Annotated in this window: 12 protein-coding genes; 5 read left to right on the top strand and 7 right to left on the bottom strand. The window is 74.5% G+C overall.

Features of this window, described 5'->3' with window-relative positions; translation table 11 throughout:
• Window position 1 precedes the first annotated feature (1 nt).
• Both AB0469_RS13840 and AB0469_RS13845 read right to left on the bottom strand, forming a co-directional pair.
• Complete coding sequence (locus tag AB0469_RS13840) at window positions 2-2455, bottom strand: HAD-IC family P-type ATPase (protein WP_366451557.1); 2454 nt, start codon at window positions 2453-2455, stop codon at window positions 2-4.
• A gap of 194 nt (window positions 2456-2649) precedes the next feature.
• Window positions 2650-2934, bottom strand: coding sequence for a DUF2530 domain-containing protein (locus AB0469_RS13845; protein ID WP_366451558.1), 285 nt, complete (start codon window positions 2932-2934; stop codon window positions 2650-2652).
• Window positions 2935-3073: 139 nt separating this feature from the next.
• Here AB0469_RS13845 and AB0469_RS13850 point away from each other — a divergent pair, with 139 nt between their 5' ends.
• Complete coding sequence (locus AB0469_RS13850) at window positions 3074-4501, top strand: NCS2 family permease (RefSeq protein ID WP_366451559.1); 1428 nt, start codon at window positions 3074-3076, stop codon at window positions 4499-4501.
• Here AB0469_RS13850 and AB0469_RS13855 read toward each other — a convergent pair.
• Window positions 4494-4676: a hypothetical protein gene (locus tag AB0469_RS13855; protein WP_007265601.1), complete on the bottom strand. Its 183-nt coding sequence runs from the start codon at window positions 4674-4676 to the stop codon at window positions 4494-4496. The genes AB0469_RS13850 and AB0469_RS13855 overlap by 8 nt on opposite strands.
• A 158-nt stretch (window positions 4677-4834) precedes the next feature.
• Here AB0469_RS13855 and AB0469_RS13860 point away from each other — a divergent pair, with 158 nt between their 5' ends.
• Together AB0469_RS13860 and AB0469_RS13865 are read left to right on the top strand one after the other, a co-directional pair.
• Window positions 4835-5272, top strand: coding sequence for a MarR family transcriptional regulator (locus tag AB0469_RS13860; RefSeq protein WP_042820695.1), 438 nt, complete (start codon window positions 4835-4837; stop codon window positions 5270-5272).
• 64 nt (window positions 5273-5336) lie between these two features.
• Complete coding sequence (locus AB0469_RS13865; RefSeq protein WP_366451663.1) at window positions 5337-6656, top strand: MFS transporter; 1320 nt, start codon at window positions 5337-5339, stop codon at window positions 6654-6656.
• A gap of 106 nt (window positions 6657-6762) precedes the next feature.
• Here AB0469_RS13865 and AB0469_RS13870 read toward each other — a convergent pair whose 3' ends face one another.
• The 3 genes from AB0469_RS13870 to serC form a co-directional block, all read right to left on the bottom strand.
• Complete coding sequence (locus tag AB0469_RS13870; RefSeq protein WP_366451664.1) at window positions 6763-9858, bottom strand: molecular chaperone Hsp90; 3096 nt, start codon at window positions 9856-9858, stop codon at window positions 6763-6765.
• A gap of 186 nt (window positions 9859-10044) precedes the next feature.
• On the bottom strand, window positions 10045-10476 hold the full coding sequence (locus AB0469_RS13875; RefSeq protein WP_366451560.1) for a hypothetical protein: 432 nt from the start codon (window positions 10474-10476) through the stop codon (window positions 10045-10047).
• 299 nt (window positions 10477-10775) lie between these two features.
• A complete protein-coding gene (gene serC, locus AB0469_RS13880; protein ID WP_366451561.1) occupies window positions 10776-11894 on the bottom strand; it encodes a phosphoserine transaminase in 1119 nt (372 codons plus the stop codon).
• A 95-nt stretch (window positions 11895-11989) separates the two neighbouring features.
• Here serC and AB0469_RS13885 point away from each other — a divergent pair, with 95 nt between their 5' ends.
• Window positions 11990-14953, top strand: a complete 2964-nt coding sequence (locus AB0469_RS13885; protein WP_366451562.1) for an FAD-binding and (Fe-S)-binding domain-containing protein — start codon at window positions 11990-11992, stop codon at window positions 14951-14953.
• A gap of 47 nt (window positions 14954-15000) precedes the next feature.
• Window positions 15001-15936, top strand: a complete 936-nt coding sequence (locus tag AB0469_RS13890; RefSeq protein ID WP_366451563.1) for an EamA family transporter — start codon at window positions 15001-15003, stop codon at window positions 15934-15936.
• A gap of 87 nt (window positions 15937-16023) precedes the next feature.
• Here the strand turns inward: AB0469_RS13890 and AB0469_RS13895 are convergent, their stop codons facing one another.
• Window positions 16024-17640, bottom strand: a complete 1617-nt coding sequence (locus tag AB0469_RS13895) for a CocE/NonD family hydrolase (protein WP_366451564.1) — start codon at window positions 17638-17640, stop codon at window positions 16024-16026.
• Window positions 17641-17901 lie beyond the last annotated feature (261 nt).

The raw sequence follows: 17901 nt of genomic DNA on the forward strand, positions 1-17901 counted from the left end.
CCTACGCCGGGAAGCGGCGGTCCACCCAGCGGAAGGCGACCTCGATCAGGGCCGCCGCCGCTGCCGCGATCGCGACCGCGATCCACGGCATCGTCACCCCTTCCAGCTTCAGCTGGAAGAAGTGCTGGAGCCAGGGCACCACCAGGACGAGCAGGAACGCCGCCCCCATCGCCGCCACGAGCGCCAGCCGCCACCAGGTGTACGGCCGGGCGATGATCGCCAGCACCCACAGCGAGGTCAGGAACAGCGTCAGCGTCGCCGCGCTGGTCTCGGACGTCAGGGCGTCCGGGCCGGTGTAGTAGGCGCGGGCGATCAGGTACGAGACGAAGGTGGCCACCGCCGCGACGGCCCCGCCGGGGATGGCGTAGCGCATGACCCGCCGCACGAAGTGCGGCTTCGCCCGCTCCGTGTTCGGGGCCAGTGCCAGGAAGAACGCCGGGACGCCGATGGTGAGGGTGGACAGGAGGGTGAGGTGGCGGGGGAGGAAGGGGTACTCGACCTGGGAGCAGACCACCAGGATCGCCAGCAGCACCGAGTACACCGTCTTGACGAGGAAGAGGGTCGCCACGCGGGTGATGTTGCCGATGACCCGCCGGCCCTCGGCGACCACCGACGGCAGGGTGGAGAAGCTGTTGTCGAGGAGGACGATCTGGGCGACGGCGCGGGTGGCCTCGGAGCCCGAGCCCATGGAGACGCCGATGTCGGCGTCCTTGAGGGCGAGCACGTCGTTGACGCCGTCGCCGGTCATGGCGACCGTGTGGCCGCGTGACTGGAGGGCGGCGACCATGTCGCGCTTCTGCTGCGGGGTGACCCGGCCGAAGACGGTGTTGCCGTCGAGGACCTCGGCCATCGCGTCCCGTTCGGCGGGCAGGTGCCGGGCGTCCACGGTGGCGGCGGCGCCGGGCAGGCCCAGCTTGCCGGCGACCGCGCCGACGGACACGGCGTTGTCGCCGGAGATGACCTTGGCCTTGACCTCCTGGTCGCCGAAGTAGCGCAGGGTGTCGGCGGCGTCGGGCCGCAGCCGCTGTTCGAGGACGACGAGGGCGGTGGGCCGGACCCCGCTGGCCACGGCCGGGTCGTCGAGCTCGCGGGCCGAGCGGGCCAGCAGCAGCACGCGCAGCCCCTCCTCGTTGAGGCTGCCGACCTCGTCCAGCGCGGGGTCCCCGCTGGGCAGGAGCACGTCGGGGGCGCCGAGCAGCCAGGTGTTGTTCTCGCCGTCGCCCTCGCTGAAGCTGGCGCCGCTGTACTTGCGGGCGGAGGAGAAGGGCAGCGACTCGGTGCAGCGCCACTCGGCGCTGTCGGGGTAGGCGTCGACGATCGCCTGGAGGCTGGCGTTGGGGCGGGGGTCGGACTCGCCGAGGGCGCCGAGGACCTTCTCGACGTACGCGGGGTCCGCGCCGCCGAGCGGGCGCAGCTCCGTGACGTCCATGCCGCCCTCGGTGAGGGTGCCGGTCTTGTCGAGGCAGACGACGTCGACGCGGGCGAGGCCCTCGATGGCCGGCAGCTCCTGGACGAGGCACTGCTTGCGGCCGAGCCGGATGACACCGACGGCGAAGGCCACGGAGGTGAGGAGGACGAGGCCCTCGGGGATCATCGGGACGATGCCGCCGACGGTGCGGGCGATGGCGTCCTTGAGGTTGTCCTCCTTGACGACGAGCTGGCTGATGATCAGGCCGATGGAGGTCGGGATCATCATCCAGGTGACGTACTTGAGGATGGTGGAGATGCCGGTGCGCAGCTCGGAGTGGACCAGGGTGAAGCGGGAGGCCTCTTCGGCGAGCTGCGCGGCGTAGGCCTCGCGGCCCACCTTGGTGGCGGTGAAGGCGCCCCCGCCGGCGACGACGAAGGAGCCGGACATGACCGGGTCGCCGGGCTTCTTCAGGACGGGGTCGGCCTCGCCGGTCAGGAGGGACTCGTCGATCTCCAGCCCGTCGGCCTCGCCGACGATCCCGTCGACGACGACCTTGTCGCCGGGGCCGAGCTCGATGACGTCGGAGAGGACGATCTCGGAGGTGGAGATCTCGGCGGTGGCGCCGTCGCGGCGGACGCTCGGTTTGACCTCGCCGATGACGGCGAGCCCGTCGAGGGTCTTCTTGGCGCGCATCTCCTGGATGATGCCGATGCCGGTGTTGGCGACGATCACGAAGCCGAAGAGGCTGTCCTGGATGGGCGCGACGATCAGCATGATCACCCAGAGGACGCCGATGATGGCGTTGAAGCGGGTGAAGACGTTGGCGCGGACGATCTCGGCGGTGGAGCGCGAGGAGCGCAGCGGCACGTCGTTGACGTCGCCGCGCGCGACCCGCTCGGCGACCTCGGGAGTGGTCAGACCGCCCGGCTTGAAGCGGGGGGCGGGGGGCTTCACGGGGTGTACGGGGTCCAGCTCGGCCCCCGCGTCGATGGCGGCTGCGGGCCGTTCGGGCCCGTCCTGGTCGATCCTCGCCCACTGGGTCATGTTTTCGACGGTAAAGGGCGTTCCCGCGCTCCACCCGCCGAGCGGCGGGAAGATCCGACTTCAGGATGAGCGGAATCGTCCCCTGGTCGCCCCGCCCTCCGTGCCCCGTCCTCCGTCCGGCGTCGTCCCGTCCGGCGTCCGGCGTCCGGCGCCCGGCGTCCTCCGTCCGGCGCCCCGGCGTCCGGCCGGGGCCGCTACCGCGGCTGCTCGCCCCGCGCGGCCCGCTCCGCCTGCTCCGCGGCGTGGCGCTTGAGGGCGGCGTCGCGGCCGCGGACGTACCAGATGCCGATGAGTCCGAGCCCGCCGCCGGCCGCGCAGGTCCACACCCACCACAGCAGGTCCCGGTCCGCGAACCAGCCGTAGAAGGGCAGCTGGACGAGGAACATGGCGAACCAGAGGATCGTGCCGCCGGTGATGGTGGCGACAACCGGCCCCTCCAGGGGCTCGGGCGCCTCGTGCGTAGGAGTCCACTTCGCCATGGGAACCAGTCTAGGTGGCCGATTTCGGGGTCTACGCGCGGAGATGGACTGGCCGCGGCTGGTGTGTTCATACTGAAACGGTTTGCCTACGGCCGGATTCCTTCGTAGGAACCACTAATTCGACCAGTTTGAGGACCGCATGAGCACCTCGGCACCCGCCGCGGCCCCCACCAGCGGCCTGGACCGCTTCTTCAAGATCTCGGAACGCGGCTCGACCGTGGGCCGCGAGGTCCGGGGCGGCCTGGCGACCTTCTTCGCGATGGCCTACATCATCGTGCTGAACCCGATCATCCTCGGCAGCGCGAAGGACATGTACGGGCACCAGCTCGACGGCGGCCAGCTCGTCACCGCCACCGTCCTGACCGCGGCCTTCACCACCCTCCTCATGGGTGTCATCGGCAACGTCCCGATCGCGCTGGCCGCCGGCCTCGGCGTCAACACCGTCGTCGCCCTCCAGCTGGCCCCGCGCATGAGCTGGCCCGACGCCATGGGCATGGTGGTCCTGGCCGGCTTCGTCGTGATGCTGCTGGTCGCCACCGGTCTGCGCGAGCGGGTCATGAACGCCGTCCCGCTGAGCCTGCGCAAGGGCATCGCGATCGGCATCGGCCTGTTCATCATGCTGATCGGCCTGGTGGACTCCGGCTTCGTCACCCGCATCCCGGACCTCGCGCACACCACGGTCCCGCTCCAGCTGGGCGGCAACGGCCACCTGCACGGCTGGCCCGTCCTGATCTTCATCGCGGGCGTGCTCCTCACCTTCGCGCTGCTGATCCGCAAGGTGCCCGGTGCGATCCTGATCTCCATCGTGGCCATGACCGTCGTCGCGGTCGCGGTGCAGCTCGCCACGGACCTGCCGGACACCGCCTGGGGCCTGACCGTGCCGGCCTGGCCGGGCAACCCGGTGGCCGCCCCCGACTTCGGGCTCGTCGGTCAGGTCAGCCTCTTCGGCGGCTTCGGCAAGGTCGGGGTGCTCACCGGCGTCCTGTTCGTCTTCACCGTGCTGCTGTCCTGCTTCTTCGACGCGATGGGCACGATCCTCGGCGTCGGCGACGAGGCCAAGCTGACGAAGCCGGACGGCACCTTCCCCGGCATCAACCGGGTCCTGCTCGTCGACGGCCTCGCCGTCGCCGCGGGCGGCGCCACCTCGTCCTCCGCCACCACCTGCTTCGTCGAGTCCACGGCGGGCGTCGGCGAGGGCGCCCGGACGGGCCTGGCCAACATCGTCACCGGCGGCCTCTTCGCGGTCTCGCTCTTCCTGACCCCGCTCGCCACCATGGTCCCCTCGCAGGCGGCCACCCCGGCGCTCGTGGTGGTCGGCTTCCTGATCCTGGCCGGCTCGATCAGGGACATCGACTGGAGCGACTTCACCGTCGCCGTCCCGGCCTTCATGGCCATGGTGATGATGCCGTTCACCTACTCGATCACCAACGGCATCGGCATCGGCTTCATCAGCTTCTGCGTGCTGCGCCTGGCGACGGGCCGGGGCCGCGAGGTGCCGGCGGCCATGTACGCCGTCTCGGCGGTCTTCGTCTTCTACTACGCGATGCCGGCCCTGGGCCTCACGTAAGCCCGTAGAACTTCTCCGTCTCGTCGACGGCGGCCTTGAACCGCTCGTCGAAGTCATCGCGAATGAGCGTCCGGACGACATAGTCCTGGACGCTCATTCCGCGTTTGGCGGCGTGGTGCCTCAGCCGCTCCAGCAGCTCCCCGTCTATGCGCATGCTCAGCACATGAGTCCCCATGCCGAAAGGGTCGGGCCACAGGGTGCGCGCGTGCGCCCCTTTCCCCGCCGGACTCACCCGTACGAGTGATCCGGCCGGATCGGTTCTCCCGGCCCCTCCGCCGCCCCGTCCGTCACCCCCTGCGTTCGTTAGCCAGAGTAATGAGTTATTCTAAGTACATGCCAGACCTCTCCCATGGCGACGACGCTGCCGCCGTGAACGACCTCCGCTCCGCCGTGATGCGGCTGGGCCGGCGCCTGAAGCACCAGCGCGTCGACGAATCGCTGAGCCCGACCGAGATGTCGGTGCTCGGCACCCTCGCCCGCTGCGGCCAGGCCACGCCCGGTGAGCTCGCCCGCAAGGAGCACGTCCAGCCGCCGTCGATGACCCGCATCGTCGCGTTGCTGGAGGCCAAGGGACTGGTCAGGCTGGAACCGCACCCCGACGACCGCCGCCAGAAGGTGGTCAGCCAGACGGAGGAGGCCGAGGCGATGCTCGAAGAGAGCCGCCGCAAGCGCAACGCCTTCCTGGCCGGGCTCGCCGCCGAGCTCACCGAGGACGAATGGGCCAAGCTCCGCGCGGCCGCTCCCGTCCTGGAGAAGCTCGCGCACCTCTAGGAACGACGCCAGGAGGCGAACGCTTTTGAGTACGGGAACCGGAGGGAACTCCGCACCCGGCCACATACCCACCCCCCAGACCCCGAGCGGGAACAGAGGACCGGGCACCCGCTCGAACTCGATGTTCAGCTCGCTGAAGATCCGGAACTACCGGCTCTTCGCCTCAGGCCAGGTCGTCTCGAACACGGGCACCTGGATGCAGCGCATCGCGCAGGACTGGCTGGTTCTCTCCCTGACCGGCTCGGCCTCCGCCGTCGGCGTGACCATCGCCCTGCAGTTCCTGCCGATGCTGCTGTTCGGCCTCTACGGAGGCGTCCTCGCGGACCGGCTGCCCAAGCGGCCGCTGCTGATCGCCACACAGACCGCGATGGGCCTCACCGGCGTCGCGCTCGCCGCCCTCACCCTGGCCGGCGACGTCCGGGTCTGGCACGTCTACGTCGCCGCCCTGCTGCTCGGCCTGGTCACCGTCGTGGACAACCCGGCCCGGCAGACCTTCGTCTCCGAGATGGTCGGCCCCGCGCAGGTCGCCAACGCCGTCAGCCTGAACTCCGCGAACTTCCAGTCCGCGCGGCTGGTCGGCCCGGCGATCGCCGGCGTGCTGATCACCGCCGTCGGCTCCGGCTGGGCCTTCCTGCTGAACGGGCTGTCCTTCGCGGCGCCGATCGCCGCGCTGCTGATGATGCGCACCCGCGAGCTGTACCGGGTCGAGCCGCAGCCGCGCGCCAAGGGACAGCTGCGCGAGGGCCTGCGCTACGTCGCGGGCCGGCCCGAGCTGGTCTGGCCGATCGTCCTGGTCGGCTTCATCGGCACCTTCGGCTTCAACTTCCCGATCTGGCTGTCGGCCTTCGTCGACGACGTCTTCCACGGGGACGCGGGCACCTACGGCGTGTTCAACACCCTCATCGCGGCCGGCTCCCTGGCGGGCGCCCTGCTCGCCGCCCGCCGCGGCAACACCCGCCTGCGGCTGCTGGTGACGGCGGCGGTCCTCTTCTCCGTGCTCCTGCTGGTGACGGCGTTCGCGCCCGGCTACTGGCTGTTCGCGGCCCTCCTGGTGCCGGTCGGCATGTTCGGGCTGACCGTCAACGTCGTGGCCAACTCCAGCGTGCAGATGGCCACCGACCCCGAGATGCGGGGCCGGGTGATGGCCCTCTACATGATGGTCTTCACCGGCGGCACCCCCGTGGGCGCCCCGCTGGTCGGCTGGATCACCGACACCTACGGAGCCCGCCTCGGCATGGCCGCGGGCGGCGCCGTCTCCCTGGCCGCGGCGGTGGCCGTGGGCCTGATCCTGCGCCGCGTGGGCAACCTCCGCCTGCGCCTCGGCCGCCACGGCCTCACCTTCGTCCCGGCGACCCCGCCGCGCGAACTGGCCCCGGCGGCGTAACCCGCGCGACCGCGCCCCGTCGAGCCGGCCGGACCCTACCGCCCGGCCGGCGCGACGGGGCGCGCCCCCAGGGGGCTGCCCCCGGAGGCCGCCCCCAGGGGGCTCCCTAGTCGAACCACCGGTCCCGTGCGAGCTCCGCCGTGCGGGACGGGTCCTCCAGGAGGGCCGCGACCTCGAAACGGCGCGGCCACTGGGACGCCGCCCAGGCCAGGCCCGCCGCCACGCCCTCCAGCGTCGCCGCGTGCAGGACGCCGTCCGGGGTCAGCCGCCAGTCCAGCTCCGTGCCGCCCGCCACCAGCTCCTCGTGCTCCACGTACGTCTCCGGGGTGGCGGCGCCCAGCAGCACCCGTACGGACTCCGGCACCTCGTGGACCTCGCCCGGCGTGGTCACCTCCGCCGGGACCGTCTCCGACAGCCGCCGCACCTGGAACAGCTCCGCCAGGTCCGCCGCCCGCGACGGAGCCACCGGCAGCAGCGGCAGGCCCTCCGTCAGCGGCAGCAGGTCCGGGGCGTCGCAGACGACCGCGTCGGCCGCGTCCACCACGACGACCTCCCCGTCCACCACCGCCCGCAGCTCGTCCGGGAGCGTCACCTGCTCCGGGTCCAGGTCGGCCAGCGCCCCGTACAGCCCGTGCAGCTGCCGGCCCGACACCTCGCGGTCCGGGTCCGCCAGGCGGCCCAGCAGCTCGGCCGCACCGCCCGGCTCCTCCAGCAGGGCGCGCACCGACGTGCGCACGCCCAGCGCCCGCAGGACCTGCTCGTCCTCGAAGCCGGTCGCGTCCGCCGGGGTGTACAGGCCCGCCAGCAGCGGGTCGCCGCCCGCCGCGCGCAGCCCCGCCGGGCGGCGGCCGTCGAGCACCGGGTGGTCGCGCAGCCACCACGCGGTGTACGGGCGCACCGACCGGGTGGTGCCGTCCGGGAGCAGCACCCGCACCGGCTGGGTCAGCGCGTCCCGCAGCGGGGGCTGCGCGAGCATCGCCAGGGCCTGGGGCCAGTGGTCGTCGTCGACGAGGTCGAGGTCCCGCACGGCGATCAGCTCGGTGGCCACCGGCGGCACGGGGGAGTCGGGGAACTGGTCGAGGATGTCCTCGGCCCACACGTCGACGGCGTCCAGCAGCCCGGCGTCGTCGGGCTCGGCGTAGTCGCCCTCGCGGGGCTCCAGCTCGTCCGGGTCGAGGACCACGTCGGTGGCGCGGACCAGCTGGAAGGTGGTCAGCACCCCGCAGGCGGCCAGCGTGTCCGCGTCCCAGCGGGCGGCCAGTTCGGCGTCCAGGCAGGCGATCTCGTCCTCGCGGACCACGGACGCGAGGGGGCTCCCGGCGAGGAGCAGCTCCCCGGCCGGGGCCGGTTCGCCGTCCTCGTCGGGCAGGGCCAGCGCACCCAGCCAGGGCTCGTCGCCCGGGGCCAGGCCGGCGTCGCGGACCAGGGTCAGCACGATCTCGGCGAGCTCCTCGGCGTCGGGGGCGTCGGAGTCCTCGTCCCAGACCTCGCCCGCGTCCAGCGAGCCGGCCACCGCGGCCCGGATCTGCGGGGTCGTCAGGACGGCGCGGGCGGTGGCGGGCAGGGCGCCCAGCTTCTCCAGCAGCGGGTGTGCGGCGTCGGGGTGGGCCACCTTCAGCCCCAGCCGGGCCAGGTCGGCCGGGGTGTCCGGGCCCGGCAGCAGGATGTGGCGCGGGCCGATCGCGGTCCGGCCGTCGGCGAGGGGCACGGGCAGCCCCGACAGCCGGTCCGGGTCCACCCCGGCGAGGGTGTCGTAGAGGCTGTGCCACCACTGCGGGGTGCGCTCGATGCCCGCGATCCGCTCGATGGCCTCTCCCAGGGGGAGCCGGCCCACGCCGAGGGTGCGCAGTTCGGGCCGCCGTTCCAGCCCGGCGGGCAGCAGGGTCGGGAGGACCTCGGCGAGGACCCGTACGGTGTCGGCTCCGGCGCCCTCGACGACCTCGGCCTCGAAGGGGCGCAGCCGGGCCAGCTCCTCGGAGGGGACGGCCGGGGCGAGGAAGCCGGTGCGGGGGAGCCGCTGCAGGACGGCGGCGCGCAGGGCGCCGTCGAGCTCGCCCTTGCCGAGCGGGCCGGGGACGAGGTCCACCAGGGCGGGGGTCACCGGGTCCCAGGCGGCGAGGAGTTCGGCGTAGGCGTCGGCGGCGCGCTCCACGAGGAAGTCGGCCAGCGGGCCGGGCGCGTGGTGGCGGCGCGAGGTGTCCATCGGCAGGGAGGCGATGAGCAGGGCCGGGATGCCGAGGGGCTCGTCGGTGGGGGTCGGCGCGTGGACGACGGGCGCGGTGCGGGGACGCCGGGGGGCGCCGTCGGCGTCGACGGGGGCGGCCCAGGTGACGCTCCAGGTGGGCCGCAGCCGCTCCTCGACGGGCCGGTCGGCGAGGAGTTCGCGCGCGATGGGGCCGTTGCGGCGGACGGTGCGCCAGCGGTGGGTCCCGGAGGCGGAGTCCTCGATGACGGTGTACGGGCCGTCGGTGTGCCGGTAGAGGGTGCGGGTGCCACTGGACGGGGTGTCCACGACGACCTCGGTCAGCCCGGGGAGGGTGAGCAGGAGGGCGTCGTCCACGCCGTGCAGGAGTCGTTCGGCGAGGTCCTCGGCGGCGGCGTCGCGCAGCGGGAGGACGACGACGGTGTCGTAGCCGTCGGGGGCGGTGCCCTCGGCGGGCAGCGGCAGGCGCAGCAGCGGCACGTGGCCGTCGCGGCGGCGCAGTTCGTCGCCGAGTCCGGGACTGAAGTGGGCGGCCTCCCGGGCCATTTCGCGGGCCTCGGCGAGGGACCAGCGGACGCCGCCGTGCCGGCCGAGCACCGCGGGCTCGTCGGAGACGGCCAGGACGGCCGCGAAGCCGACGCCGAACCGGCCGACGGTGTCGGCGGAGGAGGCGCCCTCGCGCTTGGCGGAGGCGCGCAGGGTGCTGAGCGACTCCACGCCCGTCGCGTCCAGCGGGGCACCGGTGTTGGCGACGGCGAGGACGCCGTGGCCGCCCTCGCCGGGGGCGGCGGGGTGCAGCGTGAGCCGCAGCCGGCCGGGGACGCGGCCGCGGGCGGCGGCGTCGGAGGCGTTCTGCGCCAGCTCGACGACCAGCCGGTCGCGGTAGCCGCCGAGCGCCAGGTCCTCCTCGGCGTTGGCGTCCTCGCGGAACCGGGCCGGCCCGGCCGCCCACGCGTCGAGTACCGCGCGCCGCAGCCGGGCGGTACTGAAGGGGTCCATGCCGCTCTGGGCCGCCGTCACTCGCACGTTCACGCCGCTGCCTCCACGCTGTGCTGCCTCCACGTCCTGCTGTGAAGGTATCGCGTGGGCGGCGGTGCCCCGCCCGTGAGGTCGGCGAACACGAGGTCGCCGCAGTCCCGGTGGCGGTCGGCGGTGCCGGGGTCCGCCGGGGGTGACGGGGCGGACTCAGGCGCCGACGGTCAGCCGGGCGGTGGCCGCGAGCCCGGCCCCGTCGGGGCCGGAGCCGGTGAGGGCGACGCCGTGGCCGCCGTCCTTGACGTTCACGACGGTGGCGGTGCCGGTCCAGGTGGTTCCGTCCGCGCCGGGGGTGAGCTTCACGGCGCCGAGGGCCGCCGAGGAGACGGTCAGGCTCTTCGCGCCGGCGGGGGCGGTCACGGTGACGCTGATCGCGTCCCCGGGCTTCACGGGGGAGCTGGGCACCGTCACGGACGCCTTGGCGGCGGGGGTGCGCGCGGAGGCGGAGGGGGAGGCGGAGGGGGAGGCGGAGGGGGGCGCGGCCTCGGCGGCGAAGGCGGTGGTGGCGGCGCCGCCTGCGACGGCGAGCGCCGAGACGAGGGCTATCGACGAGAGGGTGCGTACGGTGCGTGCCTTGGGCATGGGGTCTCCTCCTGATCGGGCTGCCGGGGCTTTCCCGGCACACCGGACATGAGGGATATTCTGCCTGCTCGGTTGCGGCCGCCGCGGCTCCCCGGGAAGCCCCCTGCCGAAGGTCCCGAGCCGGGAACGCGCAGGCCGGGCGCCGTGCGGAGGCGGTCCGTTTCCATCCTCTTTGCCCCGATATTCAGGACCAAGGTCCCGGCGTCCGGGCCGCCGGACGGAAGTCGCCCAACGGAAGGAGCCCCCGGCGCCGGGACGGCACCGGGGGCTCCACGCGCGTCAGCGGGCGGGGACGGCGATCAGAGGCGCTCGATCACGTAGTCGACGCACGCGGTCAGCGCCTGCACGTCCGCCGGGTCGATCGCCGGGAACATCGCGATGCGCAGCTGGTTGCGGCCGAGCTTGCGGTACGGCTCGGTGTCCACGATGCCGTTGGCGCGCAGCACCTTCGCCACGGCCGCCGCGTCGATCGCGTCGTCGAAGTCGATCGTGCCGATGACCGCCGAGCGCTTGTCGGCGTCCTGCACGAACGGGCTGGCGTACTTCGACGCCTCCGCCCAGCCGTACAGGTTGCGCGCGCTGGCCGCCGTGCGGGAGGTCGTGAACTCCAGGCCGCCCTGGCCGTTCATCCACTCCAGCTGCTGGTCCAGCAGGAAGAGGGTGGCCAGCGCCGGGGTGTTGTACGTCTGGTTCTTCAGCGAGTTGTCGATCGCCGTCGGCAGCGAGAAGAACTCCGGGATGTGCCGGCCCGACGCGTGCACGCGGGCGGCGCGCTCCAGGGCGGCCGGGGAGAACGCGGCCAGCCACAGGCCGCCGTCCGAGGCGAAGGACTTCTGCGGGGCGAAGTAGTAGACGTCGGTCTCGGTGATGTCCACCGGCAGACCACCCGCGCCCGAGGTCGCGTCCACCAGCACCAGCGAACCGGCGTCGGCGCCGGCGACGCGCTTGATCGGCGCCGCGACACCCGTCGAGGTCTCGTTGTGCGTGTACGCGTACACGTCCACGCCCGCCTCCGCCACCGGCTCGGGGTGCGTGCCCGGCTCGGAGGAGATGACGGACGGCTCGTCCAGCCACGGCGCGAGCTTCGCGGCCTTGGCGAACTTGGACGAGAACTCGCCGAAGGTCAGGTGCTGGGACTTCCGCTCGATGAGACCGGCGGTCGCGACGTCCCAGAAGGCGGTGGAGCCGCCGTTGCCCAGGATCACCTCGTAGCCCTCGGGGAGGGAGAAGAGGTCCCGGAGGCCCTGGCGCACCGAGCCGACCAGGTTCTTGACCGGGGCCTGGCGGTGCGAGGTGCCGAGCAGGGAGTTACCGGTGGCGGCGAGGGCGTCCAGCGCCTCGGTCCGCACCTTGGAGGGGCCCGCGCCGAAGCGTCCGTCGGCGGGCTTGATGTCAGCGGGAATCTGGATCTCAGCCACGAGCGGAGCGTATCGGGTCCCGGACCGGCCGTTGGAGCCGCGTCCAGCCGGTGAGACACGGGCGGGTGATACGCGGGTGATGGGAGGGTGTGTCCGTGACGTCTCCAGGGGATCTCGAGCGGACATTGCGGGCCGAGGTGCGCGGGGAGGTGGATTTCGGGGCCGCCGCACGGGCCCTGGCGACCATGGACGCCTCCAACTACCGGCGCGTGCCGCTCGGCGTCGTCGCGCCGCGCGACGCCGACGACGTGGCGGCCGCGCTGCGCGTGTGCGCCGCCGCGGGCGTCCCCGTCGTCCCCCGCGGCGGCGGCACGTCCATCGCCGGGCAGGCCACCGGCACCGGCGTGGTCCTCGACCTCACCCGGCACATGGACGCCCTCGTCGCGGTGGACCCGGACGCCCGCACCGCCGTCGTCCAGCCCGGACTGGTCCTCGACCGGCTCCGCGAGGCCGTGCGCCCGTACGGGCTGGCCTTCGGCCCCGACCCGTCCACGCACTCCCGCTGCACCCTCGGCGGCATGATCGGCAACAACGCCTGCGGAGCCCACTCCGTCGCCTGGGGGACCACCGCCGACAACGTCGCGGAGCTGTCGGTGACCACGTACGCGGGCACCCGCCACCGGCTCGCCGAGGGCTGGACCGGCGCCCCGCCCGGACTGCGGGACCTGGTCGCGGGCAACCTCGCGGTCCTGCGCACGGGACTGGGAGGGGGGCCGGACGGGGGGTTCTCGCGCCGGATCTCGGGCTACGGCGGCCTCGACCGGCTGCTGCCCGAACGGGGTACGCGCGTCGCCCAGGCCTTCTGCGGCAGCGAGGGCACCCTCGGCGTGGTCACCGAGGCGGTGGTCCGCCTCGTGGAACTCCCGCCCGCACCCGCCCTCGCCGTGCTCGGCTACCCCGACGAGAGCGCCGCCGCCGACGCCGCGGCCGGGCTGCTCCCGTACGGGCCGCTGACCGTGGAGGGCATGACCCAGGACCTGGTGCGGGGTGCCACCGGGCTGCCCAGGGGCGGGGCCTGGCTGTTCGTCGAGACCCGGGACGAGGGGGCGGCGCGCGGCCTCGTACGGGCCGCCGACGCCCTCGACGCGGTGGTCGTCGCGGACCCGGCCGGGCAGCGGGCGCTGTGGCGGATCCGCGAGGACGCCGCCGGCACCGCGACCCGCCTGCCCGACGGCCGGATGGCCTGGCCCGGCTGGGAGGACTGCGCCGTGCCCCCGGCCCGGCTGGGCGCGTACCTGCGCGAGTTCCGCGCCCTGCTGGCCCGGCACGGGCTGAGCGGGACCCCGTACGGGCACTTCGGGGAGGGCTGCGTCCACGTCCGGATCGACTTCGACCTGGTGTCACGGCCCGGGATCGCCCGCTTCCGCTCCTTCTCCTCCGAACTGGCCGACCTGGTCGTCGCCCACGGGGGCTCCCTGTCGGGCGAGCACGGCGACGGCCAGGCCCGCGCCGAACTGCTGCCGCGCATGTACGCCCCCGAGGCGATCGCGCTCTTCGGTGCCGTCAAGGACGTCTGGGACCCGGCGGGCGGCATGAACCCCGGCGTCCTCGTCCGCCCGGCCCGCCTCGACGACAACCTCCGCTTCGCCGTCCTGCCGCCCTCCGCCCCGCTGGCGCAGGAGGTGGCCCGGTGTGTCGGCGTCGCCAAGTGCCGGTCGAAGGAGACCGGCGGGGCGGGGGTGATGTGCCCGTCGTACCGGGCCACGGGCGAGGAGCGGCACTCCACGCGGGGGCGGGCGCGGCTGCTGCACGAGATGCTCGCCGGCGAGGTCGTCCGCGACGGGTGGCGCTCCGCGGAGGTGGCCGAGGCGCTCGACCTCTGCCTGGGCTGCAAGGGCTGCCTCAGCGACTGCCCGGTGGGCGTGGACATGGCCGCGTACAAGTCCGAGTTCCTGCACCGCCACTGGAAGGGCCGCCCGCGCCCCCTGTCCCACTACCTCCTGGGCGGCCTCCCCACCTGGCTCCGGCTCATCGCCGCCCTGCGGTCCGCCCGGCTGGTCAACGCGGCGGGCCGGATCCTGCGGGTCCCGGGCCTGGCACGGGAGCGCCGGCTCCCGGAGGTGGCCCCGACCCCGTTCACCGGCCGACGGCGGCTCCGCCGGGGCCCGGGCCCGGGCGAGGCCGGGGGTGCGGCCGCGGCCCAGACCCCGCCCGCGGCGGGAGCCCCGGCCGTGTCTCCGGCTCCGGCCGTGCCTCCGGCTCCGGCCGCGGCCCAGACCCCGCCCGCGGCGGGAGCCCCGGCCGTGTCTCCGGCTCCGGCCGCACCCCCGGCTCCGGCCGCGCCGTCCGGCGACGGTCGGGCAGTGCCGGGGGCGGTGCGGTCCCGGGTGACCCTGTGGCCGGACACCTTCACGGACCACCTGTCCCCCGACACCGCCCGCGCGGCCCTCCGCGTGCTGGCGGCCGCCGGGCTTCCCGCCACCGTTCCCGCCGGCCGCGTGTGCTGCGCCCTGACCTACGTCTCCACCGGCCGCCTCACCCGCGCCCGCAAGGTCCTGCGCCGCACCCTGGACGTCCTGGGGGAGGCGGAGGGCCCCGTCCTCGTCCTGGAACCCAGCTGCGCCGCCGCCCTGCGCGGCGACCTGCCCGCCCTCCTCCCCGACGACCCCCGCGCCCACCGCCTGGCGGCGGCGGTCCGCACCCTCGCCGAGACCCTGGAGGAGTACGCCCCCCACTGGACCCCGCCCCGCCTGGACCGGCCGGTCACGGGCCAGACCCACTGCCACCAGCACGCCGTCCTCGGCGACGCCGCCGACCGCCGGCTCCGCGACCGCGCCGGCCTCACCGGCGAGCTCAGCGGCGGCTGCTGCGGCCTCGCGGGCAACTTCGGCTTCGAGCCCGGCCACCACGCCGTCTCCGTCGCCTGCGCGGAGGAACAGCTCCTGCCGTCCCTGCGCGCCGCCGCCCCCGGAACCGCCGTCCTGGCGGACGGCTTCTCCTGCCGCACCCAGATCGCCCAGCTCTCCGGCCACCGCGCCCGCCACCTGGCGGAACTCCTCGCCGAGGCCCTCCCCCCGGAGCAGGACCCGCATCCGGAGCCCGACCGGGACCCCGTGTAAGCCAGAACACGCGCGCACGACCCTTACCCACCCCTTAATCTGGATAAATGCCCGCACCCTCCCCGTCCCCCGCGACCACCCCCGCCCAGTCCCGGCCGGCCGCCCCCGGCCCCACCCCCGTCCCCAGGGGCGGCGGCCGATTCGGCCCGGTGGCACTCGTCGTCGCGGCCGGGGTCTCGGTGCAGTTCGGTGCCGCCCTCGCGGTCATGATCATGCCGAGGGCGGGTGCGGCCGGCGTGGTCACGCTGCGCCTCGCGGCCGCCGCGCTGGTCCTGCTGGCCGTCTGCCGGCCCAAGGTGCGGGGCTACACGCGCGCCGACTGGGGCACGGTCGTCGCCTTCGGCGTGGCCATGGCGGGCATGAACGGCCTCTTCTACCAGTCCATCGACCGGATCCCCCTCGGCCCGGCGGTCACCCTGGAGGTCCTGGGTCCCCTGGCCCTCTCGGTCCTGGTCTCCCGCCGCCTCGTGAACCTCCTGTGGGCCGGCCTGGCCCTGGGCGGCGTCGTTCTCCTCTCCGGCCACGGCGGCGGAGGCTTCGGCTTCGGCGCCCTGGACCCGCTCGGCGCGGCCTTCGCGGTCGGCGCGGGCGCCATGTGGGCGGCGTACATCGTCTTCAGCGCCCGTACCGGCCGCCGCTTCCCCCAGGCGGACGGCCTGGCCCTGGCGATGGCGGTGGCCGCGGTCATCTCGCTCCCCCTGGGCGTGGCGGAGGCGGGCTCCGACCTGCTGGTCCCGAGCACCCTGGCCCTGGGTCTCGGCGTGGCGGTCCTCTCGTCGGTGCTCCCCTACACCCTGGAACTCCTCGCCCTCCGCCGTCTCCCGGCCCCGACGTTCGCGATCCTGATGAGCCTGGAACCGGCGATCGCCGCCACAGCCGGCTTCCTGGTCCTCCACCAGTCCATGTCCCCGCTGGACGCCCTGGCGATAGCCCTGGTCATCGCGGCGAGCATGGGCGCGGTACGGGCCCAGAAGCAGCACTGACGCTCCGGGGGCCCGCCCGCGCCCCCACTCCCGCCCCCACTCCCGCCCCCGCTCCCGCCGCCCCGCACCGTGCCCCCTACGGGATCCTCACCCCAGCGGCAGCTCCACGTACGACGGCGTCGGCTCCGGGGAGGTGAAGGACAGGGTGGCGCGGGGGAGGTTGGCGTCCGCGTAGAAGGGGTCGCGGGCCGTCAGGGCCAGCATCGCGCGGTGGCCCGGCGGGAGGTCGTACGCCGTCGCCTGGAGGTCGATGTCCGCGGTGATCAGGCTGTCCGGCGGGGCGTCCAGATCGCTGGACGGGGCGTGGGTGATCAGGCGGGCCGAGCCGTCGGGGGCGAGGTCCAGCAGGTAGGCCACGAAGGTGGAGCCGGAGTTCGCCGCGCGGTACGTGACGCGCAGGCGCGGGGTGCCGCGCAGGCGGGTGGTCGCCGACGTCGGGGCCGCGGTCCACACGGCGGTGGCCGTGCGGTCCATGGCCGCGGCGTCCGGGTAGGGCCGGGGCCGGCCCGCCAGTTCCGCGTACCCGGAGCGGGCGATCGCGTCGGCGACGGTGACCGGTGTGCCGACCCCGCACAGCACGCCCGCCGCCCAGCCGGGGTCGGGGGCGTCGGCCAGTCCGCCGGTGCCCGTCAGGTGGAGGCGGCGGACGCGGCGGGTGGGGACGGGCCAGGCGGGGGAGGGTTCGAGGGCGCGGCTCCACATCACCTCGGACAGCACCTGCCCCTCCTCGCCGATGCCGTTGTCGGCACCGCAGAGGTGGTGGTCGAACCAGCGGTGGGCGTCCGTCCAGACCCGGTTCGGCAGTCCGGGCAGGCCGGTCATCTCGGGACCGCCGTGGTCGCCGATGGAGAGGTCGATGCGTTTGGGGCCGTCGAGCTCCCGGAACATGCGCAGCACCTGGTTGGCGGGGAAGAGGGTCTCGTGCCAGGCGTGGGCGTAGAACACCGGCACCCGGCGCCGGCCCAGTTCCTTGACGTGCGTGAACGGTGAGCGCTGCTCCGCCCAGGCCAGGGTCTCGTGGACGTCCCGGTGGGCGAGGACGTCCTCCAGGGCGCGCTGCGTCGTCCTGCTCAGCCGGGCCCTCGGGGAGGCGGTGAGCAGGGCGTGGGCGGCGGCGGTACGGCGGGTGGAGTTCTCCCGGAACACCTCTCCGAGGTCACCCCAGCCGCTGAGGGCGCCGACCGCGTCCACCCGGGCGTCGTGCGCGGCGACGAGCTGGGCGATGCCCGCGCCGTAGGAGACGCCGAGGAGTCCGATCCGGGTGACGGGCCCGGCGGCGCGCTCCAGGATGTGGTCCAGGGCGTGGCGGCCGTCGGTGACGTCGAGCGGTCCGGCGAAGTCGGCGTGGCCCTCGGAGGCGGCGAACCCGCGCGGGCTGTAGGCGAGGACGTCGTAGCCGCGCACCGCGAACCGGGCGGCCTGGACGGCGTACACGGGCCACCCCAGGTCCGTCCACGGCGCGGGCAGCACGACCACGGGCCGCGGCTCCGACCCGGTGTGCCGCCAGAGCGCGGCGTCGAGGAGGTCCCCGTCGGCGCCGGTCACCTTGCCGCGGCTGAAGACGGCGACGGCCCGTACGGCCTCGGCCTCGGCGGCGCGCGCGGGCGGGAGGCCGGCGGTCTCACCGCTTTCGAGGGCGGCGGCGAAGGCGCCGAGGGCGGTGGCGTCGAGTTCGGGGTAGAGGGAGTGGGCAGCTGGGTGCACGTCGGATCATCCTCGTCGTCTCGTCGTCGAGTGGCATGGACGGGTGCGGATGCGGGGGCGGGTGCGCTGCTTCTGCTCCGGCGGTGTGAGCGGAGCACTCAGTATCGGGGTGGTGCGCGGGGCGCGCCCGGGGGGCTTGCGGCGTACGGCCTGAATCGCCCGTGGGGGTGGGGGCCGCGGGCGGCCCCGTGGGCCCCGGCGGCGGGGCGGGTGGGCTCAAGTCGCCCTGGGGGCGGGTGGGTTGGCCGGTGGCGGGAACCC

The organism is Streptomyces sp. NPDC093801 (assembly GCF_040701585.1).
Lineage (GTDB): Bacteria > Actinomycetota > Actinomycetes > Streptomycetales > Streptomycetaceae > Streptomyces.